Annotated in this window: 21 protein-coding genes; 8 read left to right on the forward strand and 13 right to left on the reverse strand. The window is 57.7% G+C overall.

The genetic code is table 11. The features are described from left to right. Positions 1-160: 160 nt before the first annotated feature. The 5 genes from ispC to rpsB form a co-directional block, all read right to left on the reverse strand. Positions 161-1357 carry a 1-deoxy-D-xylulose-5-phosphate reductoisomerase gene (ispC, locus tag S7A_RS15235; protein ID WP_009091990.1) on the reverse strand — a complete coding sequence of 399 codons (1197 nt, stop codon included), beginning with the start codon at positions 1355-1357 and terminating at the stop codon, positions 161-163. A gap of 111 nt (positions 1358-1468) precedes the next feature. Next, the gene (gene frr / locus S7A_RS15240; protein ID WP_009091992.1) at positions 1469-2026 is read right to left on the reverse strand and encodes a ribosome recycling factor; all 558 of its coding nucleotides are present in this window, start codon (positions 2024-2026) and stop codon (positions 1469-1471) included. Positions 2027-2169: 143 nt separating this feature from the next. Further along, positions 2170-2895 (reverse strand): UMP kinase, encoded by a 726-nt coding sequence (pyrH, locus tag S7A_RS15245; protein WP_009091994.1) that lies wholly within the window; start codon positions 2893-2895, stop codon positions 2170-2172. Between the two features lie 157 nt (positions 2896-3052). Continuing rightward, positions 3053-3904, reverse strand: a complete 852-nt coding sequence (gene tsf, locus S7A_RS15250) for a translation elongation factor Ts (protein ID WP_009091996.1) — start codon at positions 3902-3904, stop codon at positions 3053-3055. Between the two features lie 181 nt (positions 3905-4085). Further along, positions 4086-4811: a 30S ribosomal protein S2 gene (gene rpsB / locus S7A_RS15255; RefSeq protein ID WP_009091997.1), complete on the reverse strand. Its 726-nt coding sequence runs from the start codon at positions 4809-4811 to the stop codon at positions 4086-4088. 317 nt (positions 4812-5128) lie between these two features. Here rpsB and map point away from each other — a divergent pair, with 317 nt between their 5' ends. From map to S7A_RS15275, 4 genes are all read left to right on the forward strand, one after another. Then, complete coding sequence (map, locus tag S7A_RS15260) at positions 5129-5923, forward strand: type I methionyl aminopeptidase (RefSeq protein ID WP_009091999.1); 795 nt, start codon at positions 5129-5131, stop codon at positions 5921-5923. A gap of 66 nt (positions 5924-5989) precedes the next feature. Beyond that, the gene (gene glnD, locus S7A_RS15265) at positions 5990-8644 is read left to right on the forward strand and encodes a bifunctional uridylyltransferase/uridylyl-removing protein GlnD (protein WP_009092001.1); all 2655 of its coding nucleotides are present in this window, start codon (positions 5990-5992) and stop codon (positions 8642-8644) included. Between the two features lie 81 nt (positions 8645-8725). Further along, positions 8726-9550, forward strand: coding sequence for a 2,3,4,5-tetrahydropyridine-2,6-dicarboxylate N-succinyltransferase (gene dapD / locus S7A_RS15270; RefSeq protein WP_009092003.1), 825 nt, complete (start codon positions 8726-8728; stop codon positions 9548-9550). A 224-nt stretch (positions 9551-9774) separates the two neighbouring features. Further along, positions 9775-10167, forward strand: coding sequence for a DUF3461 family protein (locus S7A_RS15275; RefSeq protein ID WP_009092005.1), 393 nt, complete (start codon positions 9775-9777; stop codon positions 10165-10167). A 60-nt stretch (positions 10168-10227) separates the two neighbouring features. Here the strand turns inward: S7A_RS15275 and S7A_RS15280 are convergent, their stop codons facing one another. The 3 genes from S7A_RS15280 to dgt all read right to left on the reverse strand — a co-directional run bounded on the left by S7A_RS15280 (position 10228) and on the right by dgt (position 14637). Further along, positions 10228-11385 (reverse strand): CdaR family transcriptional regulator, encoded by a 1158-nt coding sequence (locus tag S7A_RS15280; RefSeq protein WP_009092007.1) that lies wholly within the window; start codon positions 11383-11385, stop codon positions 10228-10230. Between the two features lie 184 nt (positions 11386-11569). Then, entirely contained in the window at positions 11570-13012 is a 1443-nt protein-coding gene (gene degP, locus S7A_RS15285) for a serine endoprotease DegP (RefSeq protein WP_009092009.1), read from the reverse strand. A gap of 134 nt (positions 13013-13146) precedes the next feature. Then, positions 13147-14637, reverse strand: coding sequence for a dGTPase (gene dgt, locus S7A_RS15290; protein WP_009092011.1), 1491 nt, complete (start codon positions 14635-14637; stop codon positions 13147-13149). 92 nt (positions 14638-14729) lie between these two features. Between dgt and mtnN the strand changes: the two genes are divergently transcribed. From mtnN to S7A_RS15305, 3 genes are all read left to right on the forward strand, one after another. Further along, on the forward strand, positions 14730-15428 hold the full coding sequence (mtnN, locus tag S7A_RS15295; RefSeq protein ID WP_009092013.1) for a 5'-methylthioadenosine/S-adenosylhomocysteine nucleosidase: 699 nt from the start codon (positions 14730-14732) through the stop codon (positions 15426-15428). Then, the gene (gene btuF / locus S7A_RS15300; protein ID WP_009092015.1) at positions 15421-16215 is read left to right on the forward strand and encodes a vitamin B12 ABC transporter substrate-binding protein BtuF; all 795 of its coding nucleotides are present in this window, start codon (positions 15421-15423) and stop codon (positions 16213-16215) included. Before mtnN ends, btuF begins: the two co-directional genes overlap by 8 nt. Before the next feature lie 122 nt (positions 16216-16337). Next, a complete protein-coding gene (locus S7A_RS15305; RefSeq protein WP_009092016.1) occupies positions 16338-16589 on the forward strand; it encodes a hypothetical protein in 252 nt (83 codons plus the stop codon). Positions 16590-16619: 30 nt separating this feature from the next. On the opposite strand, the gene erpA is transcribed toward S7A_RS15305, so the two are convergent. Further along, positions 16620-16967 (reverse strand): iron-sulfur cluster insertion protein ErpA, encoded by a 348-nt coding sequence (gene erpA / locus S7A_RS15310; protein WP_009092018.1) that lies wholly within the window; start codon positions 16965-16967, stop codon positions 16620-16622. Between the two features lie 203 nt (positions 16968-17170). Between erpA and hemL the strand changes: the two genes are divergently transcribed. After that, the gene (hemL, locus tag S7A_RS15315) at positions 17171-18451 is read left to right on the forward strand and encodes a glutamate-1-semialdehyde 2,1-aminomutase (protein ID WP_009092019.1); all 1281 of its coding nucleotides are present in this window, start codon (positions 17171-17173) and stop codon (positions 18449-18451) included. A gap of 252 nt (positions 18452-18703) precedes the next feature. On the opposite strand, the gene fhuB is transcribed toward hemL, so the two are convergent. Genes fhuB through fhuA form a run of 4 tightly spaced genes read right to left on the reverse strand, consistent with a single transcriptional unit; the run spans position 18704 to position 24604 of the window. Then, on the reverse strand, positions 18704-20683 hold the full coding sequence (gene fhuB / locus S7A_RS15320) for a Fe(3+)-hydroxamate ABC transporter permease FhuB (protein WP_033736609.1): 1980 nt from the start codon (positions 20681-20683) through the stop codon (positions 18704-18706). Then, complete coding sequence (fhuD, locus tag S7A_RS15325) at positions 20683-21561, reverse strand: Fe(3+)-hydroxamate ABC transporter substrate-binding protein FhuD (protein WP_009092023.1); 879 nt, start codon at positions 21559-21561, stop codon at positions 20683-20685. The genes fhuB and fhuD overlap by 1 nt, the downstream gene beginning before the upstream one ends. 10 nt (positions 21562-21571) lie before the next feature. Then, complete coding sequence (gene fhuC, locus S7A_RS15330; RefSeq protein ID WP_009092026.1) at positions 21572-22366, reverse strand: Fe3+-hydroxamate ABC transporter ATP-binding protein FhuC; 795 nt, start codon at positions 22364-22366, stop codon at positions 21572-21574. Positions 22367-22405: 39 nt separating this feature from the next. Next, entirely contained in the window at positions 22406-24604 is a 2199-nt protein-coding gene (fhuA, locus tag S7A_RS15335) for a ferrichrome porin FhuA (protein ID WP_009092028.1), read from the reverse strand. Positions 24605-24625: the final 21 nt, after the last annotated feature.

Raw genomic sequence — 24625 nt, forward strand, 5'->3', positions numbered from 1 at the left:
ATCAGAAATGCTGTGGTTTCTGAATACATTGCGCCCGATTCAAATCCCGACAGATTCTCAGTGTCGGGCCACACCGAATTCGGTGACAGACCGTGAAACGCGAGCCAGCGACTATACCATTTTCACCTGAAGCGAACAAATGGCCTCATATCGATCGGCGTCACGACGTGAAGCGCGACAATATTTCTGTTGCCCGCGCGCGCGCAGAGCGATCGATTTCAAGGACAGCGTCCACCGAATCCGGTTCCGCACACACCTGTGCCGCCAGCACCGCACTGTTCAGCGCAGCGATGTCGGTAAAGCGGATCTGGTGATTCAGGAAAGCCGCAACGGCAACCTCGTTGGCTGCATTGAGCGTGGTGGTGGCCGCCTGCCCTGCTTCGCAGGCATCAATGGCCAGCTTCAGACAGGGGTAGCGATTAAAGTCAGGTTCAGCAAACGTCAGCGCCGACATGCGGGTGAAATCCAGCGGCGTCACGCCTGCATTGATGCGCGAAGGCCAGGCCATGCTGTGAGCAATGGGCGTACGCATATCCGGTGAACCTAACTGAGCCAGCACGCTGCCATCGCAGTATCGCACCATGGAGTGAATCACCGACTGCGGGTGAAGTATCACTTCCATCTGCGCTGCGCTGGCGTTGAACAACCAACGGGCTTCAATGTACTCAAGACCTTTATTCATCATGGTGGCCGAGTCGACAGAGATTTTTCTCCCCATCGACCAGTTCGGATGAGCACAGGCCTGATCGGGCGACATGGCGCTGAGATCGGCTAAATCTGTGTCACGAAAAGGACCACCTGATCCCGTAAGGATAATCGACTCAATGCCATTATCCCGCAGGTCAGCGTAACCTAACTGATGCTGGATGGTAGCCGGTAAACTCTGAAAAATGGCGTTATGCTCGCTGTCGACCGGTAGTAACTGTGCGTGATGATGACGCACGGCCTCCATAAACAAACGGCCGCAGGTGACAAGGGACTCTTTGTTCGCCAGCAGCACGGTTTTTCCGGCACGGATGGCTGCCAGCGTCGGCAGCAGGCCGGAGGCGCCAACAATCGCCGCCATCACCTGATCCACCTCATCCAGCGCGGCCAGCTCACAGGCTGCCTGAACGCCGGAGAGCACTTCAGTATTGACCCTGATTGCTCTCAGTCGCTCACGCAACGCAGCAGCGGAGGCTTCGTCTGCCATGCAGGCGTAGCGCGGGGTAAAGGCTGCACACTGTTCGGCCATCAGCGCCACGTTATGACCGGCCACCAGTGCTGTAATCTGATAGAGCGCCGGATTGGCGCGAACCACCGCCAGCGTGCTGGTGCCGATTGAGCCGGTTGATCCCAGCAGAGTTAATCGCTTCATGAAGCTATCCGTGTGAAGTCAGGGTGCACAGTGGCACAATGTAAAACGCCGCCAGATGTCGCATTCATACGAATACCTCTCTGTACGGCGTTTTTTCCGGCAGCGATGGGATTAGAAATCCATCAGCTCCGTCTCTTTTTCTGACAGTGCAGCATCCACTTTCTTGATGTAAGCATCCGTCATTTTCTGGATTTCATCCTGCGCACGACGTTCGTCGTCTTCGCTGATCTCTTTATCTTTCAGCAGCGCTTTGATTTTATCGTTGGCATCGCGACGGACGTTACGTACCGACACACGGCCCTGCTCGGCTTCGCCGCGCACGATTTTAATCAGATCTTTACGACGCTCTTCGGTCAGCGCAGGCAGCGGAACACGGATGTCGCTGCCGGCTGAACTTGGGTTCAGACCGAGATCGGACTTCATGATCGCTTTTTCAACTGCCGCACTCAGGGTGCGATCAAACACGTTGATTTTCAGCGTGCGTGAGTCTTCCACAGTGACGGAAGCCAGCTGACGCAGTGGCGTCGGCGTGCCGTAATATTCGACGACGATGCCGTCAAGCAGCGAAGGGGAAGCACGACCCGTGCGCACTTTGCTGATGGTGTTTTTGAATGCTTCAACGCATTTTTCCATGCGCGTGTCAGCATCTTTTTTGATGTCGTTAATCACGTTGAAACCCTTGGATTCGGTTTGACCTGGCCAGTTCCGGCCTGGCCGGAAGCGGGATCGATAATCATCGATAATCCTGACTGGTGCGCGATGCGTCATCATCGCGCTGACAGAATATACCTTATTTTATCTCGCCTCGGGTATTAATGCGTAATCAGGGTGCCTTCTTTTTCACCCATCACTACGCGACGCAGCGCGCCTGGCTTATTCATGTTGAAAACACGGATAGGCAGTTTGTGGTCACGCGCCAGGGTAAAGGCCGCAAGATCCATCACTTTCAGCTCCTGATCCAGCACTTCAGTATAGGTCAGTTGCTCATACAGGGTCGCATCCGGGTTTTTTACCGGATCGGCAGAATAGACGCCATCCACTTTGGTCGCTTTCAGGACCACATCCGCTTCGATCTCAATACCGCGCAGGCAGGCCGCAGAATCGGTGGTGAAGAACGGATTGCCGGTACCGGCGGAGAAGATCACCACGCGGTTGTTACGCAGCAGGCTGATCGCCTCTGCCCAGCTGTAGTTATCGCAGACGCCATTCAGTGGAATCGCTGACATCAGGCGGGCATTCACATAGGCGCGGTGCAGCGCATCACGCATCGCCAGGCCGTTCATTACGGTAGCCAGCATACCCATGTGGTCACCCACAACGCGGTTCATCCCGGCCTGCGCCAGGCCCGCTCCGCGGAACAGGTTACCCCCGCCGATCACAACGCCAACCTGGATGCCCAGCTCAACCAGCTCTTTTACCTCTTGTGCCATACGGTCCAGCACACTCGCGTCGATACCAAAACCTTCAGCGCCTTGCAGGGCTTCACCGCTGAGTTTAAGCAGGATACGTTGATAAACAGGTTTTGCGTTGGTCGCCATGGTCAGTTCTTCCTGGAAGATAGGGTGTAAAGGAGAAGTAAATTGTGATCGATCATCCGCTTACCGCAATGAAATTGCTATTGGGATGAAACTGAAAATGTGTCTGTTGCGGTTCACAGACAAAAAAGAACCGCCATCTGGCGGTTCTTTCAGAGCATTAAGACTGCTTGGACATGGCTGCAACTTCTGCAGCGAAGTCAGACTCAACTTTCTCGATGCCTTCGCCCACTTCGAAGCGGATGAAGTTGATGACGTCAGCGCCCTGCTCTTTCAGAGCCTGGCCAACGGTTTTGCTTGGGTCGATAACGAAAGCCTGACCAGTCAGAGAGACTTCGCCGGTGAATTTCTTCATGCGGCCTTCAACCATCTTCTCTGCGATCTCTTTTGGCTTGCCAGACTGCATCGCGATGTCCAGCTGAACCTGGTACTCTTTCTCAACCACGTCAGCAGAAACGTCTTCTGGCTTAACGAATTCAGGCTTGCTTGCCGCAACGTGCATAGCGATCTGTTTGATCAGATCTTCGTTAGCGCCTTTCGCTGAAACCAGTACGCCGATACGTGCGCCGTGCAGGTAGCTGCCCAGCTCTGCGCCTTCCAGGATTGCGACGCGACGGATGTTGATGTTCTCACCGATTTTAGCAACCAGTGCAACGCGCTCTTCTTCGAACTGCGCTTTCAGAACTTCTACATCGGTTACGCGATCGGCTGCAGCCGCGTCCAGAACTTTGTCTGCGAATGCCTGGAAACCGCCATCTTTTGCGACGAAGTCAGTCTGGCAGTTTACTTCCAGAATCACGCCGTAGTCGCCAACGATCTTGGTTTTGATCACGCCATCAGCCGCAACGTTACCTGCTTTTTTCGCTGCTTTGATTGCGCCAGACTTACGCATGTTCTCAATCGCCAGCTCAATGTCGCCGTTCGCTTCGGTCAGCGCTTTTTTGCAGTCCATCATGCCAGCGCCAGTACGCTCGCGCAGTTCTTTTACCAATGCAGCGGTAATGTCAGCCATTCCAGAATCCTCGGTTCGTGCCTGAGTACATGTGCACCAGCAGACACTTATTTGCGGAAAATTTACTCTGTCCCGCCGTCCGACTGGGGGCGTTACAGACTTAGATAAAATAAAGGGGCCAGTACAGGCCCCTTACAGATCACATCTGAATACTAAGGGCTCTTATGCAGAGCAAACCTTATTAAGCGTTTTCTAAAGACGCTTCTTCAGCTTGCTCAGCCAGATCCTGAGAACGGCCTTCGCGAACGGTGGTCGCAACGGCATTCAGGTACAGGCTTACAGCACGGATTGCGTCGTCGTTACCTGGGATAACGAAATCAACGCCATCTGGATCAGAGTTGGTATCAACGATAGCAAATACCGGGATACCCAGGTTGTTTGCTTCTTTGATTGCGATGTGTTCGTGGTCAGCATCAACAACAAACAGCGCGTCTGGCAGACCGCCCATGTCTTTGATACCGCCCAGGCTGTTTTCCAGCTTGGCCAGCTCACGCGCACGCATCAGCGCTTCTTTTTTGGTCAGTTTGTCGAAAGTACCATCCTGAGACTGAGTCTCCAGATCTTTCAGACGCTTGATTGACTGACGCACGGTTTTCCAGTTAGTCAGCATGCCACCTAACCAGCGGTGGTTTACGAAGAACTGGTCGCAGCTCAGTGCAGACTCTTTTACCGCTTCAGCAGCAGCGCGCTTGGTACCTACGATCAGGATCTTACCTTTACGGGAAGCGATCTTGTTCAGTTCAGCCAGAGCTTCGTTGAACATAGGAACGGTTTTTTCCAGGTTGATGATGTGAACCTTGTTACGTGCACCAAAAATGAATGGCTTCATTTTTGGGTTCCAGTAACGGGTCTGGTGACCGAAGTGAACACCAGCCTGGAGCATGTCGCGCATGGAAACAGTTGCCATGATTACCTCTGAAATTTGATTTGGGGTTGGGCCTCCATGTATCCCATACGACCGACCTCTTTCAAGGCACCCCGGCGTATGTGTCGATACATGTGTGTTTTATTACACATAATGAGAGTTATGCGTTTCCTGCTGACCAAAACGGCCATACAGAGAATCGTCGGCGCGCTTTATACCACAAACCGCCGGGGGACGCCAATAAATGATCGCTGACGGAAGCCCGCGCGTTCTCTATTTGGCAGCCCATTTTCTGGCTGCTAACATGACAGCACAGAACTTATTATTGTCGAAAATTTCGACAAATGCGGATTAATTTAATGCCAATTTCAATCAAAACAGCTGAAGAAATCGAAAAAATGCGCGTCGCGGGCCGCCTGGCCGCCGAAGTGCTGGAGATGATCGAACCGCACGTTAAACCGGGTGTGACCACCGGTGAACTGGACCGCATCTGCCACGATCACATTACCCAAAAGCAGCAGGCTGTCTCTGCCTGCCTCGGCTATCACGGCTTTCCAAAGTCGGTCTGCATTTCGGTAAACGAAGTGGTGTGCCACGGTATCCCGAGCGACGATCGCCCGTTAAAGGATGGCGATATCGTCAACATTGACGTCACCGTGATCAAAGATGAGTACCACGGCGATACCTCGAAGATGTTTATTGTCGGCAAACCGACCATTCAGGGCGAGCGCCTCTGCCGCGTGACCCAGGAGAGCCTCTATCTTTCACTGCGTCTGATCAAGCCAGGTATCCGTCTGCGCGAGCTGGGCCGGGCTATCCAGAAGTATGTAGAAGCGAATGACTTCTCCGTGGTGCGTGAATATTGCGGTCACGGCATCGGTAAAGGGTTCCACGAAGAGCCGCAGGTGCTGCATTACGATGCGGATGACAGCGGCGTCGTGCTGCAGGCGGGCATGACCTTTACCGTTGAACCGATGGTCAATGCCGGCGATTACCGCATCCGCACCATGAAAGATGGCTGGACGGTAAAAACCAAAGATCGCAGCTTGTCCGCGCAGTATGAGCATACTATTGTGGTGACGGAAAACGGCTGCGAGATTTTAACCCTGCGCAAAGACGACACGCTGCCTGCTGTGCTCGTCGCCGAGGGGTAATTCCCCGGATAGAGATCAAGCCGGCCATGTGCCGGCTTTTTTTTGGCTAAAAAAGAGAAGAGCAGCATGAGCGTGAGCCTGTCGGAAGAGGTAAAAAACGGTCTGGTCGATTCACCGGCCGAATGGGGTGACGATCAGCTGACGCGCGAGCTGCTGAAGCCGCGGCTGGAGCAGTTTCAGCAGCATCTGGCTGCAGCATTCGACGCCGGTGAAGCCGTGGAACAGCTGATTGATGCCCGCACGCTGTTTATCGATCGGCTGCTGCGCCGCCTGTGGCGCTTCTTTGGCTTCGATGCGATGCCCGCCATCGCGCTGGTGGCCGTGGGCGGCTATGGGCGGGCCGAACTCCACCCGCTCTCTGACATCGATGTACTGATCCTCAGCCGTCAGCCGCTGGATGAGCAGGCGGCGCAGCGCACCAGCGAACTGCTGACCCTGATGTGGGATCTCCGGCTGGAAGTGGGCCACAGCGTGCGCACGCTGGAGGAGTGTCTGCTGGAGGGGTTATCTGACCTCACCGTCGCCACCAATCTGATTGAGTCACGCATGCTGACCGGCGACGTGGCGCTGTTCCTGGAGTTGCAGAAGAACGTCTTCAGCGACGGCTTCTGGCCCTCATCCCGCTTTTTTGCCGCCAAAATCGAAGAGCAGCAGGAGCGCCACAAACGTTATCACGGCACCAGCTACAACCTTGAGCCGGATATCAAAAGCAGCCCCGGCGGCCTGCGTGACATCCATACGCTGCAATGGGTCGCCCGACGCCATTTCGGTGCCACCACGCTGGATGAGATGGTCGGCTTTGGCTTTCTCACTGAGGCTGAGCGCAGCGAACTCAACGAATGCCAGGCGTTTCTCTGGCGCATCCGCTTTGCGCTGCACCTCTCCCTGCCCCGCTACGATAACCGCCTGCTGTTTGATCGCCAGCTCAGCGTGGCGCAGCGCCTGAACTATCAGGGCGAAGGCAACGAGCCGGTCGAGCGGATGATGAAGGATTTCTACCGGGGCACGCGACGTATCGGTGAACTGAATCAGATGCTCTTACAGCTGTTTGATGAGGCGATTCTGGCGCTCTCCACCAATGAGAAGCCCAGACCTGTCGATGACGACTTTCAGCTGCGTGGCGACCTGATCGACCTGCGTGATGAAACGCTGTTCACCCGTGAGCCGCAGGCGATCCTGCGCATGTTCTACGTCATGGTGCGCAACGAGAACATCAAAGGCATCTACTCTACCACCCTGCGTCACCTGCGCCATGCACGCCGCCATCTGAAACAGCCGCTGTGCCAGATCCCGGAGGCGCGCCGCACGTTTATGTCGATTCTGCGCCACCCTGGCGCGGTCAGCCGGGCGCTGGTGCCGATGCATCGCCACAGCGTGCTGTGGGCCTATACGCCGCTGTGGGGCCATATTGTCGGCCAGATGCAGTTTGATCTGTTCCACGCCTACACCGTGGATGAGCACACCATTCGCGTCCTGCAGAAGCTGGAGAGCTTTGCCAGCGAGTCCACCCGTCCGCAGCATCCGCTGTGCGTCGAGCTGTGGCCGCGCCTGCCTCAGCAGGAGCTGCTGCTGATGGCCGCGCTGCTGCATGACATCGCCAAGGGGCGCGGCGGTGACCACTCGATTCTCGGCGCACAGGACGCGCTCGACTTCGCGGAAAGGCACGGCCTCAACTCGCGGGAAACGCAGCTGGTGGCCTGGCTGGTGCGCCATCATCTGCTGATGTCGGTCACGGCTCAGCGGCGCGATATTCAGGACCCGACGGTCATCCAGCAGTTCGCAGAGGTGATGCAGAACGAAAACCGGCTGCGCTATCTGGTCTGCCTGACGGTGGCCGATATCTGCGCCACCAACGAGAGCCTCTGGAACAGCTGGAAGCAGAGCCTGCTGCGCGAACTCTTTTTCGCCACGGAGAAGCAGCTGCGTCGTGGCATGGAGAACAGTCCGGATCTGCGCGAGCGGGTGCGCCATCATCGTCTGCAGGCGCTGGCGCTGCTGCGGATGGACAATATAGATGAGGAGCGCCTGCATCAGATCTGGAACCGCTGCCGCGCTGACTACTTCCTGCGCCATACGCCAAATCAGATCGCCTGGCATGCCCGCCATCTGCTGGTGCATGATCTGAAGAAGCCGCTGGTGCTGGTCAGCCCGCAGGCCACGCGCGGCGGAACGGAGATTTTTATCTGGAGCCCTGATCGCCCCCACCTGTTTGCCGCTGTCGCCGGTGAACTGGACCGCCGCAATCTCAGCGTCCATGACGCCCAGATCTTCACCAGCCGCGACGGTATGGCCATGGATACCTTTATTGTGCTGGAACCCGATGGCAGTCCGCTCTCCCCGGATCGCCATCCGATGATTATTCAGGCGCTGGAGCAGGCGATAACCCAGTCGCAGTGGGTGCCGCCGCGCACCCGCCGACCGTCAGCCAAACTCCGGCACTTCAGTGTGGACACCGAGGTCAACTTCCTGCCGACCCACACCGACCGGCGCAGCTACCTGGAACTGGTGGCGCTGGACCAGCCGGGTCTGCTGGCCCGGGTTGGTGAAGTCTTTGCCGATCTCGGCGTTTCACTGCACGGCGCGCGCATCAGCACCATCGGCGAACGGGTCGAAGATCTCTTTATTCTGGCCAACAGTGAGCGGCAGGCGCTGGACGAAGAAATGCGCAAAGCATTGCAACAACGGTTGACAGAGGCCCTTAATCCAAACGATAAAGTGTGACCAGACACGATTTATCATCCTCTATTTTTATTTGTGCCGGGAGAGTGCCCGGCATTGCACATGACCGATCAGGAAAAAAATATGCAACAGTTACAGAGCGTTATCGAATCCGCCTTTGAACGTCGCGCGGACATCACCCCCGTCAGCGTTGACAGCGAAACCCGTGATGCCATCAACCAGGTGATCGCCCTGCTGGACAGCGGCGAACTGCGCGTTTCTGAAAAGATCGATGGCGAGTGGGTAACGCATCAGTGGCTGAAAAAAGCAGTGCTGCTCTCTTTCCGCATCAATGACAATCAGGTCATGGAAGGGGCAGAAACCCGTTTTTACGACAAAGTGCCGATGAAGTTTGCTGGCTGGGATGAGGCGCGTTTTAAAGCCGCCGGTTTCCGCGTGGTGCCGCCTGCGGCAGTGCGTCAGGGCGCGTTCATTGCCCGTAACACGGTGCTGATGCCCTCTTATGTCAACATCGGCGCTTTCGTGGATGAAGGCACCATGGTGGATACCTGGGCGACCGTCGGCTCCTGTGCGCAGATCGGCAAAAACGTTCACCTCTCAGGTGGCGTGGGAATCGGTGGCGTGCTGGAGCCGCTGCAGGCAAACCCGACCATTATCGAAGACAACTGCTTCATTGGCGCACGCTCTGAAATCGTTGAAGGCGTGATTGTTGAAGAAGGCTCCGTGATCTCAATGGGCGTCTATATCGGTCAGAGCACCAAAATTTATGACCGCGAAACCGGCGAAGTCCATTACGGCCGCGTTCCTGCCGGTTCGGTCGTCGTTTCCGGTAACCTGCCTTCTAAAGATGGCAGCTACAGCCTCTACTGTGCGGTGATCGTGAAGAAAGTTGACGCGAAAACCCTGAGCAAAACCGGTATCAACGAACTGCTGCGCACCATCGACTGATGTCAGTGACGGGCTGGAAACCAGCCCGTCATCTTTTCTTTACAGCCATTCCAAATCAACCTGATTCGCGCCGCGAAGGAACGGGTGCGTTTAGATTTCATCCAGGTCATAATCCGCGCCAGTTAAATCCTGTCGCGCAATGTTCATCCCGCTGATTTATGTCTACAGTTGTCTGACGTCATGAACAAGACTGCGCGCTTCTCACTTTTGATGGAAAAAACGCCATGTATGACAATCTGAAAAGCTTAGGAATCAGTAATCCGGACGACATCGATCGCTACAGCCTGCGTCAGGAAGCGAATAACGACATTCTGAAAATCTACTTCCGCAAAGATAAAGGTGAATTTTTCGCGAAAAGCGTCAAATTCAAATATCCGCGTCAGCGCAAAACCGTCGTGGCCGATCACGCGACCCAGGGCTATAAAGAAGTTCAGGAGATCAGCCCGAATCTGCGTTATGTCATCGACGAACTGGACCAGATTTGCCAGCGTGACCAGGTTGAAGTGGATCTGAAACGCAAAATTCTGGATGACCTGCGTCATCTGGAAAGCGTGGTTTCTCACAAAATCAGTGAGATTGAATCGGACCTGGAAAAATTAACCCGTAACGGTCGTTAATTCCCTGCCCGATCGGAAAGGCCAGCACTGCTGGCCTTTTTTATGCCCGCTGTTTGCGTGTTATCCCTGCTCATCCAGCTGCAGCGCCACATAGAGCAGCAGCCTGTCATCAAACTGCCCCAGGTTAAGCCCGGTCAGTTCAGAAATCCGGTTCAGCCGGTACTCCAGCGTGTTGCGATGGATAAACAGCGCGCGCGCAGTGGCGCCCGGCTGCACGTTGTGGGTAAACCAGGCCATCAGCGTACGACGCAGCAGGCCGTTGTTATCCATGCTTTTAAGCTTTGCCAGTGGCCGCGCCAGCTCATTCGCCTGCCAGCCGCCTCGCAGGCTGTCGAGCAGCACCGGCAGCACCAGATCCTGATAGAAGTAGCTGCGTAATCCCGGCATCCGCTGCTTGCCGACCATCATGGTGGTGCGGGCAGTGCGATAGGAGCGCGCAATGCTGCCAGGCCCGGTAAAAACATTGCCGAGTGCAATACGCATCCGCAGATGCCCACGCTCTTTCATCCGCTGCAGCAACTGCTCGATGCGGCGGCGATGATCCTCCTGATCGTGGCGTCCATGCGCATTCAGGGCGGGTTTCAGCACCACCATTTCGGTCAGCGAAACAATGGCGATCAGATTATCGCGCTCCGGCGTGGTCAGCAGTGTCTGCAGCTGCTGCAACTCTGACATGGCGCTGTCCACGCCGAGCTGGCCGCTGTCCACCTCGATGACAGCGGCAACGCGAGGCTGATTGAGGTCGATGCCGAGCCGCTGCGCCCACTCGGTCAGCTGCGGCGACAGCGTGTCACTGCGGATCAGATTCAGCACCAGCTCTTCACGCAGACGGCTATCCTGGGCCAGCATGTGCAGCAGCCGCGCCTGCTCCAGCATCATCTCTGCCGCCATACAGACCAGCTCGCCATAATGACGCAGCGACAGCGGTTCGCCGGTCAGGCCAATTACACCCGCAATATCGCCATCCAGGCGCAGCGGCAGGTTGATGCCTGGCCGCACGCCGTGCAGATGTTTAGCCACGGCGTCATCAATGTCCACCACGCGTCCCTGAGAGAGCACCAGCAGTGCGCCTTCGTGCAACTCTCCAACGCGTTCAGGATCGCCGCTGCCAATGATGCGGCCCCGCGCGTCCATCACGTTGACATTGCTGTCGATAATTCTCATGGTGCGCGCCACGATATCCTGCGCCAGCCGGGCATCAAGGTGATAGGCAGCCATCCATTACTCCTGAAAAAATAGGGGAGCAACAGAATACGCAGGCGTCGCACGCGGAGCATTGTGCAATTGCACAGAGGCGGGCGCTGATTTCCCGGATTTGCGGTCACTATCACACTCTGCCACGGCGGAGAGCGGGCATAAAAAAGGCGGACCGCAGTCCGCCTGAGAGGTTATTACGCGTCGCTTACTGCATCAGCAGATAGAGCGTATTGTCGCCACGCTTCACGTTCAGCGCCAGAACCGATGGTTTGGTGTCGAGGACTTTACGCAGCTCGCCCAGGTTGGTCACCACCTGCTGGTTAACGCCCTGAATCACGTCGCCCTTCTTCAGGCCGATACGCGCCGCGGCACTGCCCGGTTTGACGTTATCCACCCGCACCCCTTTGGCACCCGCTTCGATGTTGCTGAGATCGGCGCCTTCAATGCCGGTGTAGATGGTCGCAGACTGAACTTTCGCCTGGCTGCTCTGCTGCAGCTGGACAGAGACGTCGAGCGGCTTGCCGTCACGCAGCAGGCCCAGCTTCAGCGTAGTGCCCACCGGCAGTGAGCCCACTTCCGCACGTAACGAGGCAAAGCTGCTGAGCGGTTTGCCGTTCATGGAGACGATCACGTCACCGGCTTTGATCCCCGCTTTGGCGGCAGCTGAGTCCGGCAGCACCTGGCTGACAAAGGCACCGCGCTGCGCGTCCACCTTCATCGCTTTAGCCAGCTCGGAGTTCAGCTCTGTCCCCTGCACGCCCAGCTCACCCCGTTTCACCTGACCAAACTCCACCATCTGCGCCGTCAGGTTTTTCACCATGTTGCTGGGGATAGCAAAGCCGATACCGATGTTGCCGCCATCCGGTGCCAGAATCGCGGTGTTAATTCCGATCAGCTCACCGTTAAGGTTAACCAGCGCGCCGCCGGAGTTACCCCGGTTAATCGCCGCATCGGTCTGAATAAAGTTCTCATAATTTTCCACGTTCAGGCCGCTGCGTCCCAGCGCAGAGACGATACCTGACGTCACGGTTTCACCCAGTCCGTAAGGGTTACCGATCGCCACGGTGTAGTCACCCACACGCAGGCTGTCAGAGTCGGCGATCTTCACCGCGGTCAGGTTTTTGGCGTCCTGCAACTGCACCAGCGCAATATCGGAGCTCGGATCTTTGCCAATGACTTTGGCGTCATAGCGACGGCCATCGCTCAGCTGCACCTGAATTTTGGTGGCGTTGTTCACCACGTGGTTGTTGGTGACCACATAGCCTTTTTCGGCGTTAATGATGACGCCCGATCCCAGCGCGCGGAATTTCTCCTGCTGGGTATCCGGGCCTGGCGCTCCGCCGTTACCGCCTGCTCCACCGTCCTGGCACATTGGTGAGCCCTGGAACGGCGAGCCGTCCTGGCAGAAAGGCGAATTGTCGCCAAAGAATTGCTGAAACTGTTGTGGCATGCGGGGAGTTTTAACCGTGGTGGTGCCCTCGACGCTGATACTGACCACAGACGGCATGACCTTCTCCAGCATTGGAGCCAGACTTGGCAGTTGCTGGCTATCTGAAGAGGCCGTTTGCGCAGCAGAAACAGTAACAGGGGCGAGCGCCATGCTCAGGCTTAACGCCAGCGCACTTAATACTAAGGTCTTTTTTTTCATTTTTCATTTCTCTGTAAGATTACTGTTCAGACCATTGCTGTGGTCGAAAGGTGAGATAAATGTTTTAGCGCGAAGTTCCTTAAAAAGTTTCAGGCAAAAGTAAAAATTTATTCGCGCTCTTTACAATTGGCGGCTTATTCTACGGCCATCAGCCGCCGGTACTCATCCCAGGCATAGAGATCGGTCATGCCGCTGATATAATCCTGAATAAGGCGGAAGCGATAATAACGCTCCCACAACAGCCGCTGATATTTATGCTCCACCACCAGGTTACGCATCTTATGTAAATACGCTTTGCGGTGTTTACCGGAGAGCTTATGAAAAAGCCGGGTTTCGATGGGATGCTGACGCAGGAAATCTTCATTTATCAGCGTGGTAAAGGCTTCGTAGTTGAGGCGCATCAGCGGCTGATAGATCTCCAGCAGGCCCCTGATGACGCGGTAACCCTGCAGTTCCAGCTGTTCCACTTCAGAATGGTTAAAGACCTGCTGACGGGCGACGGTCTTAAACAGTTGCAGCAAACGCCCCTCTTCACCCTCATCTTCCAGCAGCGCATGGTTGAAACTACCGTCGAATATGGCCGGCAGATTATCAACAAAACGCTTGACCGCATAGCTGACCAATACACTCTGAACATTTACGCGTAATGACATAAAAAATTGATCGCTGCGGCTGCGGCGTTTTTTATTACAGGCTTCACGCCAGGCTTCGCCAATCGTCCGGCTGAAAGCGTCATTATTTTTAACCGGCCCCCAGGCTTTATTGAGAAATTCATACAAACTCTCAACATTGAAGATATCTTTTTCTACAGCGTCGTCCAAATCGGCAATACAATAGGAGATATCATCCGCGGCTTCCATTATATAGGTGAGCGGAAAGCGGTGGTGCTCTTTCATATTGGTGGCAGCACGCAGCTCGGTAATATAATCCTGTTCAGAGAGATAAAAACCCGGTTTCTTCATCAATACGCTAAATTCGGCGGGTTTTTCACCCTGCCACCAGGCGGGGGCCGTATATTTCAGGATGCAGGCAACCTGAGAATAGCTGAGATTGAGTTGCAGCAGCGTATGCACCATGCGAATGGCCTGGGCGTTGCCTTCAAAATGGCAGAGATCCTGGCGGATGGTGGCGTTGAGCTGATCAAAAGCCTGACGCTGCGCCTCCCCTTCCACACCGGCCACCAGCGGATCGACCAGTTCGGCAGGCAGATTTTCTTCAAACCAGTCGTTGATCGCCGCCTCGCCAAAGTGGCCAAACGGCGGATTGCCGACGTCGTGCAGCAGACACGCCATCTCTATCAGGCTTTCAAACGCCCCCTCTAACTCATCCAGACCATACTGCGCCAGACCGCCCTGCATCTTCAGCGTCTGCAGGATCTCTTTGGTGATGTAGCGGCCGGTCTGCTGGACCTCCAGCGAGTGCGTTAAGCGGGAGCGGACGGCGGCGTTGCGCTCCAGCGGGAACACCTGGGTTTTCTGCTGCAGGCGACGGATAGCGGCGGAGTTGATAATCCGCCCGCGGTCGCTCTCAAAATGGCGGGTAATGTAATATTCGCCTTCCGGATCTTTTCGACTGGTATAAGGGCGCGAGAAGCTGATCTTCTTCCTGAAATTGATCGCCGACATGGATTACCCCTTATTTTTTCGTGAATTAATCCCCTGAATGCCATGCTAAACTATGCCCTAATTTTTCATTTTTTACATTAGCGGGACTCACTATGAAAGCAGGCATTATTGGCGCGATGGAGCAGGAAGTCACACTGCTGCGCGACAAAATTGAAAACCGTCAAACGCTGTCGCTGGCGGGTTGTGAAATTTATACCGGCACCCTGCAGGGCGTTGAGGTGGCACTGCTGAAATCGGGCATTGGTAAAACCTCTGCCGCGCTGGGTACCACGCTGCTGCTGCAACTCTGCAAGCCTGACGTCGTGATCAACACCGGCTCTGCGGGTGGATTAGCGCCGTCGCTCAGCGTGGGCGATATCGTGGTCTCTGAAGAAGTGCGTTATCACGATGCGGACGTCACGGCCTTTGGCTATGAGCCGGGTCAGATGGCGGGGTGTCCGGCCGCGTTCGTGGCAGACAGCACCCTCATCGCCGCAGCGGAAGCCTGCATTAAACAGCTTGATCTGAATGCCGTGCGCGGCCTGGTGGTCAGCGGAGATGCCTTTATCAACGGCGCCGAACCGCTGGCGCGCATTCGCAGTCAGTTCCCGCAGGCGATTGCGGTTGAGATGGAAGCGACCGCCATCGGTCACGTCTGCCATCAGTTCCAGGTGCCGTTTGTGGTGGTGCGGGCCATCTCTGACGTGGCCGACAAAGCGTCGCACCTCAGTTTTGATGAGTTCCTCAGCGTGGCAGCAAAGCAATCTTCACTGATGGTGGAGAACCTGCTGGCGCAGCTGGCGCGTGGCTAAAACCCTGCTCTTCTGCTGGCTGCTGCTGTTGAGCGGCAGCCTGCTGGCTTCCCCACCCCGCGTTATTACCCTTGCTCCCCATCTCACCGAACTCGCCTTTGCCGCCGGGATCACCCCGATTGCGGTCAGCGCCTGGTCCGACTTTCCGCCACAGGCAAAACAGATTGAACAGGTTGCCGACTGGCAGGGCATCAGAACAGAACGGATCCTGCAGCTTAAACCCGATCTGGTTCTGGCCTGGCGGGGCGGCAATCCGCAGCGGCAGATCGCCCAGTTGCAGCAGCTCGGTGTACCGGTTAAGTGGATCGATCCGCGGACGCTGGATGAGATGATCGCGGCGCTGGCCGATCTGGGTCACTGGAGCCCCAGGCCGGAGCAGGCGGCCCGCGCGGCCCGGCAGTTACATCAGCAGGCGGCGGCGCTGCGCCAGCGCTATACTCACCTGGCTGCGGTTCCGCTTTTTTTGCAGTTTGGCCAGCAGCCGCTGTTCACCGCCGCCAGAGAGACGATGCAGAATGAGATGGTTACCCTCTGCGGGGGCAGGAATATCTTTGCTGACAGCCGCGTCAGCTGGCCGCAGGTGAGCCGCGAGCAGGTTCTGATGCGCCATCCTCAGGCGATAGTGACGGGCGGCGATGCGCAGCAGGCGGAGAATATCCGGACATTCTGGCAGCCGCAGCTCAGGGTGCCGGTGATCGCCATCAACGAGGACTGGCTTAGCCGCCCTGGCCCGCGACTGCTGCTGGCGGCGCAGCAACTCTGTGCGGCCCTGCATCCCGATCGATAAATCAGCGAATTGATTAAAGCCGCCGCACTTTTTGCCGTTAATCAATAACAGAGACGAGCGAGCCACGTATGCTCGCCCTCCTTTTAGCGCCCCGGCGCCTTTTTAAACACCAGGAACTTCACATGACCAGAGCACTGCTGCTGGCCATAGGGCTGACGATCGCCGGATCTGCCTGTGCGGGATCGATCACTGGCTCTATAGGCGCCAGGCTTGTCATCTATTCACGCTGTGAAATCAACACGGCACGTGGTCAGCCCGCACCGCAGGTTGACTGTGGCAGACAGGCCAGTGCGCAGCCGCGCATTACAGAGAGCCAGAGCCGGACAGAGGGAAGTCAGAAGCAGGGAATCCGTCTGGTAACGGTAGAGTGGTAAACGAGGCCGTCAGCGTGACGGCCTGCATCATCAGATACTGAAAGAGGAGCCACAGCCACAGGTGGTTTTCGCATTCGGGTTGGTCACGATGAAGCGCGAACCTTCCAGCCCTTCGGTGTAATCCACCGATCCACCCACCAGATATTGCAGGCTCATCGGGTCAACCACCAGCGAGACGCCCTGCTTTTCAATCGTCATGTCGCCATCGTTCAGCTGGTCATCAAAGGTGAAGCCATACTGGAAACCACTGCAACCGCCACCGGTGATATAGACACGCAGTTTCAGCGCCGGGTTCTCTTCATCGGCAATGAGGTTCTTGACCTTGTTGGCTGCGGCGTCGGTAAACTGCAACGGCAGTGCTACTACTTCATCACTCATGTTTTACTCCGCTAAACGTCCAGGTCAGAAAACGACCTTAATTACGCTATTATCAGTCAGCACCTCAGCGCAATCAAGCTCTGCCCTTCGCACTCTGTGCCGCTTTCCCCTCTGTAAGGGGCGCTGCGGGTGAAACCACCTTTCGCAGGCTGCCCCTCTTCCGTAGAATGGCACCCTATTTTTCTGAACCGCTGGAGCCGAAAATGAGTAAGTCCGAACAACTGTTTGCCGAGGCACAACGCCTGATCCCGGGTGGCGTAAACTCGCCAGTACGCGCATTTACCGGTGTGGGCGGCGTTCCGCTGTTTATCGATCACGCTGACGGAGCCTGTCTCTATGACGCCGATGGCAAAGCCTATATCGATTATGTCGGCTCATGGGGCCCGATGGTACTGGGTCACAACAACGCGGCGATCCGCGATGCGGTGATTGAAGCGGCCGGGCGTGGCCTGAGCTTTGGCGCACCGACGGGCATGGAAGTGACCATGGCGCAGCTGGTGTGCGATCTGGTGCCGAGCATGGAGATGGTGCGGATGGTGAACTCCGGCACCGAAGCGACCATGAGCGCTATCCGTCTGGCGCGTGGCTTTACCGGCCGCGACAAAATCATCAAGTTTGAAGGCTGCTATCACGGCCACGCCGATCATCTGCTGGTGAAAGCGGGTTCCGGTGCCCTAACCCTCGGTCAGCCAAACTCGCCGGGTGTCCCGGCCGATTTCGCCAAACATACCCTGACCTGCACCTTTAACGACCTCGACTCGGTGCGCAGCGCGTTTGAGCAATACCCTGAGGCGATTGCCGCCATTATCGTTGAGCCGGTCGCGGGCAACATGAACTGCATTCCGCCACAGCCTGAGTTTCTGCCGGGCCTGCGCGCCCTGTGCGACGAGTTTGGTGCGCTGCTGATTATTGACGAAGTGATGACCGGTTTCCGCGTTGCGCTGGGCGGCGCGCAGGCTCACTACAATGTCCGTCCCGATCTTACCTGCCTGGGTAAAATCATCGGTGGCGGTATGCCGGTAGGCGCATTCGGTGGCCGTCGCGAAGTGATGGCGGCGCTGGCCCCGACCGGTCCGGTTTATCAGGCGGGTACGCTCTCTGGTAATCCGATCGCGATGGCGGCGGGCTACGCCTGTCTGACTCAGCTTGCTCAGCCGGGCACCCATGAGAAACTGGATGCGCTGACCCGTCAGCTGGCTGAAGGTCTGCGTGACGCGGCGAAAGAGCAGAATATCCCGCTGGTGGTGAACCACGTTGGCGGCATGTTCGGCTTTTTCTTCACCGACGCTGACAGCGTGACCTGTTACGCGGACGTCACCCGTTGCGATGTGGAGCGCTTTAAAACCTTCTTCCACCTGATGCTGGAGGAAGGCGTTTACTTTGCTCCATCGGCTTATGAAGCGGGCTTTATGTCGCTGGCCCACAGCGAAGTGGATATTCAGCACACCATCGATGCCGCGCGTCGTTGTTTCGCGAAGCTCTGATTTCGACAGCGTTAATGACAAAGACCGGCCTCTGCCGGTCTTTTATTAATAACGTTTGTCCGGGTTAGCGATAAGATCGAGCCTGCCCAGAAAACAGGGTCAGATCGGAAAGTCGCTTAAGCCAATCCCTGGCCGCTCGGCCCGCGCCGTCCCTGGCGCGGGACGCTTTCCTCCTCTGACCCTGTTCTCTGCGCGTCAGGCTAATCGGTGACTGCCAGAATCACCTTGTTCTGGATGTGTGCGCCGGTCTTATTAAACTGAACGCCGCAACAGCCAGATAAAGTAAGGCGCGCCTAAAAACGTCGCCATCAGCCCGGCTGGGATCTGATCCGGAAAGGCCAGCATCCGACCGCACCAGTCCGCCACCACCATTAACCCCGCTCCCAGCAATCCTGACAGCACCATCTGCGGCAGAGCCCGCCGGAAGCCCAGCATGCGCGCCATATGCGGAGCCATCAGCCCGACAAAGCTCAGCGGACCGATAGTCAGCGTCGCGCTGGCAGTCAGCGCGGCCGCCAGCAGCAGCAGACTCAGCCGCACCGGTGTTAATGCGATGCCGGCCGAGCGCGCGGTGACACTGCCCAGCGGCAGCAGGGTCAGCCAGCGACTGGCGAGCGGCGCCAGCGCGACCAGCACCAGCGCGCAGAGCGCGCTCTGCATCGCCTGACGGCCGCTGATGTTATAGGTCGAGCCGGAGATCCAGCTCAGCAGGTCGCCCATGCGCGGATCGCCACTGGCCAGCAGCAGCATCAGCAGCGTGACAAAGGCGCTGTTCAGCGCCATACCTGCCAGCAGCATCCGCTCCGGCGAGAATCCCCCCCGGCTGGCGAACAGCATAATCACCAGCAGCGTCAGCGCCGCCCCCAGCGCACCGGCAGGCAGCAGCCACGCCAGAGCATCCCCCGGCACGAGAAACATCATGACGACCACACCACAGGCGGCACCGGAACTGATGCCCAGCACTTCCGGGCTGGCCATCGGATTGCCGGTCAGCCGCTGGATCAGGCTGCCCGCCACGCCCAGCATCAGGCCGGTCACCAGCGCAGCCAGCACCCGCGGCGCACGCCACGGCAGCAGTGAATGCAGCATCTCACCTGCTGACCAGCTCCAGCCCTGCGCATCCCGTCCCCCGGCCAGGCCGACCCAGGCCAGCAGGGCCAGCACGGCGATGCCAATCAGCGCCCAGCGCAGCAGGTTCTGCCGCTCGGCGGGCACGTTGTCACCCTGATTCAGGGCGGGCGGCACGGAGCCGGTTCGCAGACGCGGTAGCAGCCACAGCAGGATGGGCACGCCCAGCAGCGCGGTGGCTGTACCGGTCGGAATATCACGCCAGTGCGTGCTGAGCCATAGCACGCCGCTGTCCGCCAGCCAGAGCAGCAGCGCGCCCGTCAGGGGAGCCAGCACCATCCGGGTGATCAGACGTCTTCCCCCCAGCAGCTTCGCCAGCAGAGGAGCGAACAGCCCGATAAAACCGATGACCCCGGCCACATTCACCAGCTGGGCGCTGAGCAGGATGGCCAGCGCAAGGCCGCCAATGCGCGCCACAGAGAGCGCGAGGCCCAGATTCTTCGCCACACTATCATCCAGCCCCATCAGCGTCAGCGGACGCAGCAGCGCCAGGGCCAGCACAAAGGCCAGCAGCAGGCGCGGCCAGAGTTGCTGCACATTGTCCCAGCTCATCTGATTCAGTGCGCCGGTGCTCCACAGAAACATGTTCTGCAGCTGATCGTGATTGAAGATAGCGAAGATTTGATTGACCGAGCCGCTGTAGAGGCTCAGCACCAGGCCGGCCAGAATCAGCGTGACCGGCGACAGACGCTTGCCCCAGGCCACACCCAGCACCAGCGCCCCCACCAGCACCGCGCCGCTGAGCGCGGCAAACTGCTGGGTCAGCGCGCCGCCGGGCAGATGCCAGAGCGTCGCTACGGTGATCCCAAGCTGCGCCCCGGACGAGACGCCCAGCGTGGTCGGCTCCGCCAGCGGATTGCGCAGGATCTGCTGAAACAGCAGACCGGCCAGCCCCAGTCCGGCACCGACCAGCAGCGCCAGTACGGTGCGCGGCAGCAGGCTGTAGTGAAACACCATCTGCGACAGGTTATCGACAGCCGGTGACCAGAGCGCCTGCGCCCAGTCGGCGGGCGGCAGGACCTGTTGCAGATTGACCAGCGTCAGGCTGAGCGCCAGCAGAAACAGCAGGCTAAGCAGCAGGAGAGGAAACAGGGCATGGCGCATCATTGCGTCTCCAGCGCGCGTTCCAGCACGCGAACAAAGTGCAGCGCGGAGAGCGTCGCACCGTAATACCAGACCGCCGGAACGCGCTGAAAACGTCCGGCGCGCACAAACGGCAGCGACTGCCACAGCGGACTGCGCATCAGCTGTGCCATATCGGCATCGTTGTCGTGATCGAAGCAGATTGCCTGCACATCCCCGGCCTGCGCCAGCTGTTCGATGCCAACCACCGCGCTGCCCCAGAAGTTGGTTTCGCCCTGCCAGCCATTTTTCAGGCCCAGCAGCGTCATCACTTCCAGAAACAGACTGTTTTTGCCGAAGGTGATGGCATGACGGCTGTCGAGCAGCGACATCAGCAGGAGGGTGCGTCCGGCATAGGGTGCCAGACGCTGCCGCGCTGCCGCCAGCTGAGCGTCGACCTCGCGCAGATGCTGCTCCGCCCGCTCGCTGACCCCAAGCCGTGCAGCCAGCTGGCGCAGCGATGCCCGGGCGGCGGTCAGGGGTTTGCCGTCGCCGCTTTGCAGGTCAAAGCCCATGATCGGCGCGATGCGCATCAGTTTTTCTTTCGAAGGGCCGTAGCCGTTGGAGCAGAGGATCAGCGACGGCTGCATCTGTACCATCAGCTCAAGATTGGGTTCCGTGCGCAGACCGACATCCGTCACGCCCGCCGGCAGCGGCGGCTCCCCGACCCAGATGTTGTAGTTATGCAGATCGGCCACGCCGTAAGGCGTGATACCCAGCGCCATCAGCAATTCGGTGGGTAACCACTCCAGCGCGATAATCCGGCTAAGGTTCGGCGTCGCGGCACGCAGGGGAAGCGCACAAAAGAGTGGCGAGGCCGCCAGTGCCAGCATCAGGCGGCGGCGAGAAAGATCGGGCATCATCCTTTCCTTAACAGACAAAACTGACCGGTGCGCCACCCTGCGGGTGCGGTAAAATCCCCATCGGGATGCCGTAAATTGCCCCCAGCACCTCAGCCTGCATAATGGCCTCTGCGTCACCTTCGGCAATCATCGTTCCCTGACGCAGCGCCACCAGATGATCGCAATAGCGTGCTGCCATATTGATATCATGCAGTACCGCAATCACGGTTAAGCCGCGCTGCTGACTGAGGTTTTTGATCAGCGCCAGCACCTCAACCTGATGAGCAATATCCAGCGCCGAGGTGGGTTCATCCAGCAGCAGGCAGCGGCTGTTCTGCGCCACCATCATGGCCAGCCAGGCGCGCTGGCGTTCACCGCCCGACAGGCTGTCCACCAGCCGACCGGCAAAGGGTTTAAGCCCCACCTGCGTAATCGCATCCTCCACCCGGTCGCGATCTTCCTGACCAAAGCGGCCCAGCGCGCCGTGCCAGGGATAGCGGCCAATCGCCACCAGCTCACGAACCGTCATGCCTTCGGCTGCCGGTAGCTGCTGCGGCAGATAGGCGACCTGACGGGCAAAGGCTTTACTGTTCCAGCGCCCGACCGGCTGCTGATTCAGACGAACCTCGCCGTGGCTGGCACCATGATGACGACCCAGCATTTTCAACAGCGTCGACTTACCTGAACCGTTGTGACCAATCAGCGCAGTCATTTTGCCTGGTGGAAAAGTCAGTGAAAGTGGCTGGAGGAGGGTTCGGCCCGGGACCTCAAAGCTGGCGTTATCCAGCGTAAAGGTGGCCTCTTCTGCGTGCGGATACGGCATGATAATCCCTGTGAACGGGCGCCGAAGCGCCCGGTTAAATCAGAATCTGAAGGTGGCGGTACCAACAATCTGGCGCTCTGCACCCCAGTAGCAGGCGTATTCACGGTAGCAACTGGCGACATACTCGCGGTTAAACAGGTTGTTGACGTTAACGCCCACCGACGAGCCTGGCAATCCGAAACGGCCCAGATCATATTTCAGCGCCGCATCCACCGTGGTGTAACCGGCAACCTTAAAGTTCTGGTTCTGCTCAGAGCCAGTGCTGTAAAGCCCCTGACTTTCGCCTACATACCGTACCCCAGCGCCCAGCGTCACGCCTGACAGCGCAGTTTCGTGGAAGGTGTAGTCGCTCCAGAGTGAGGCCATATGCTTCGGCACCTGCACCGGCGTTTTGCCTTTCAGCAGGGTGTCTTCGGTATATTCCGCATCGGTGTAGGTATAGGAGGCGGTCAGGTTGACGTTGGCATTCAGCGCCGCTTTGGCTTCCAGCTCAACGCCGCGCGAACGGATCTCACCGCTCTGTACGCTGAAAAGAACATTACCGGGTTCGGCTGTCAGGTTTTTGGTTTTGGTCAGCTGATAAACCGCCGCCGTCACCACGACCGGACGATCTTTCGGCACATATTTCACGCCTGCTTCATATTGCTTAGCGCGCGCCGGATCGAAAGGCTGACCGTCAGACGTTGTGCCTGCCGTTGGTATGAACGATTCGCTGTAGCTGAAATAAGGCGCGATCCCGTTATCAAATACGTAATTAAGGCCACCACGCCAGGTAAACGCCTGATCATGATTTTTAACCTCCGTATCCCCATTACGATTCAGCGCTGATGTCATTGCATAATCGTAACGGCCACCCAGGGTCAGTACCCAGCGATTCCACTCCATCTGATCCTGCGTATACAGGCCTGTCTGCTCCTGTTTATTCAGGTACTGATAAGGGAATGGGGTGCCGATATTCGCATCATTACCGTACTGCGGATTAATGGCATTCAGTGGCGCAGCGCTACCAAAAGCTGCATCAATGTCATTGCGCGTCCGCTGATAATCCACACCCAGCAGCAGCGTATGATCCACCAGGCCGGTGGCAAATTTCGCCTGCGCCTGCGTATCCACGGCAAACTGATTCAGCTTCTCGCTGGAGGCTGCTGACCCACGGGTGATCTCCTGCGTCGCGGCGTTGAAACCATTGCCATAAATACTGCGGTAGTCGGTACGCAGATCGGCGTAGCGCAGGTTCTGACGCAGCGTCCAGGTGTCGTCGACGCTGTGCTCGGCGCTGTAGCCCACCATTTTGGTGGTGCGGGAGATCTTGTTGCTCTGCTCGCCTTCATCGAAGTTGGTCGGCAGCTTATATTCACGGCCATCCGCGCGGGTGATCGGCACGATCGTGCCCTGCCGCGGCAGCCAGCCGTAATAGCCGGTTTCCGGCTCGTTCTGGAAATAGGTCAGCAGGTCAACGCGGGTCCGCTCATCGGGACGCCAGCTGAATGCGGGCGCGATGGTGTAGCGCTTCTCTTTGTTCATCGCCTGCTGCGCATCCTGACTGCGCGCCTGCCCGGTCAGTCGATAGCTGTATACACCGTCATCATCCAGCGCGCCGCCAAAATCAAAGCCGGTGGAGAAGAGATTGTCGTTACCCATCTGGAACTGAACTTCACGCAGGGTCTCCTGCGTCGGACGCTTACTCACCAGCGCGACCACGCCACCAGGGTTACTTTTGCCGTAGAGCACAGACACCGGACCACGCAGCAGCTCGGCGCGCTCCAGGAAGTAAGGGTCGAGGGCAAACTCCGAGTAGTTATCCCCCTGCAGTTTCAGGCCATCCAGATACTGGTTGGTGTTGGTTTCGCTGAAGCCGCGGATCGACAACGCATCAATCACGTCTGAGCTGCCCCGGTTGCCGGTCAGCACGCCAGGCGTGTAGTTAAACGCTCCTTTGACGCTGGTCACGTTGCGCATCTCCATCTCTTCGCGGGTCACCACGGAGACGGACTGCGGATTTTTTTCGATTGGGGTATCGGTTTTGGTGCCGGTAGCGCTGCGCTTCGCGGCGATCGTCGGCGCCGGGCCCCAGGGGCTTTCGGCTTCGACCCCACTGCCGCCTTCTGCCGAGACGACCATCGTCTCCGTCTGCGCGGCATACAGCGAGGTGCTCAGGCTGAGTGAAATCATGACGCCCAGAAGCGGTCGGGAAAATGTTTTTTTGGTGTTGTCGGCAAAACGCGTTCGCGCATTCATAAAAGTGTCTCTTAAAATAGG

The sequence above is a fragment of the Pantoea sp. Sc1 genome (assembly GCF_000255315.1).
Taxonomy (GTDB): domain Bacteria; phylum Pseudomonadota; class Gammaproteobacteria; order Enterobacterales; family Enterobacteriaceae; genus Pantoea; species Pantoea anthophila.

Coding starts and splice junctions, on each gene's coding strand:
- ispC (WP_009091990.1), bottom strand. CDS start 1,357: ATGAAGCGATTAACTCTGCTGGGATCAACCGGCTCAATCGGCACCAGC.
- pyrH (WP_009091994.1), bottom strand. CDS start 2,895: ATGGCGACCAACGCAAAACCTGTTTATCAACGTATCCTGCTTAAACTC.
- tsf (WP_009091996.1), bottom strand. CDS start 3,904: ATGGCTGACATTACCGCTGCATTGGTAAAAGAACTGCGCGAGCGTACT.
- rpsB (WP_009091997.1), bottom strand. CDS start 4,811: ATGGCAACTGTTTCCATGCGCGACATGCTCCAGGCTGGTGTTCACTTC.
- map (WP_009091999.1), top strand. CDS start 5,129: ATGCCAATTTCAATCAAAACAGCTGAAGAAATCGAAAAAATGCGCGTC.
- glnD (WP_009092001.1), top strand. CDS start 5,990: ATGAGCGTGAGCCTGTCGGAAGAGGTAAAAAACGGTCTGGTCGATTCA.
- dapD (WP_009092003.1), top strand. CDS start 8,726: ATGCAACAGTTACAGAGCGTTATCGAATCCGCCTTTGAACGTCGCGCG.
- S7A_RS15275 (WP_009092005.1), top strand. CDS start 9,775: ATGTATGACAATCTGAAAAGCTTAGGAATCAGTAATCCGGACGACATC.
- S7A_RS15280 (WP_009092007.1), bottom strand. CDS start 11,385: ATGGCTGCCTATCACCTTGATGCCCGGCTGGCGCAGGATATCGTGGCG.
- degP (WP_009092009.1), bottom strand. CDS start 13,012: ATGAAAAAAAAGACCTTAGTATTAAGTGCGCTGGCGTTAAGCCTGAGC.
- dgt (WP_009092011.1), bottom strand. CDS start 14,637: ATGTCGGCGATCAATTTCAGGAAGAAGATCAGCTTCTCGCGCCCTTAT.
- mtnN (WP_009092013.1), top strand. CDS start 14,730: ATGAAAGCAGGCATTATTGGCGCGATGGAGCAGGAAGTCACACTGCTG.
- S7A_RS15305 (WP_009092016.1), top strand. CDS start 16,338: ATGACCAGAGCACTGCTGCTGGCCATAGGGCTGACGATCGCCGGATCT.
- erpA (WP_009092018.1), bottom strand. CDS start 16,967: ATGAGTGATGAAGTAGTAGCACTGCCGTTGCAGTTTACCGACGCCGCA.
- hemL (WP_009092019.1), top strand. CDS start 17,171: ATGAGTAAGTCCGAACAACTGTTTGCCGAGGCACAACGCCTGATCCCG.
- fhuB (WP_033736609.1), bottom strand. CDS start 20,683: ATGCGCCATGCCCTGTTTCCTCTCCTGCTGCTTAGCCTGCTGTTTCTG.
- fhuD (WP_009092023.1), bottom strand. CDS start 21,561: ATGCCCGATCTTTCTCGCCGCCGCCTGATGCTGGCACTGGCGGCCTCG.
- fhuC (WP_009092026.1), bottom strand. CDS start 22,366: ATGCCGTATCCGCACGCAGAAGAGGCCACCTTTACGCTGGATAACGCC.
- fhuA (WP_009092028.1), bottom strand. CDS start 24,604: ATGAATGCGCGAACGCGTTTTGCCGACAACACCAAAAAAACATTTTCC.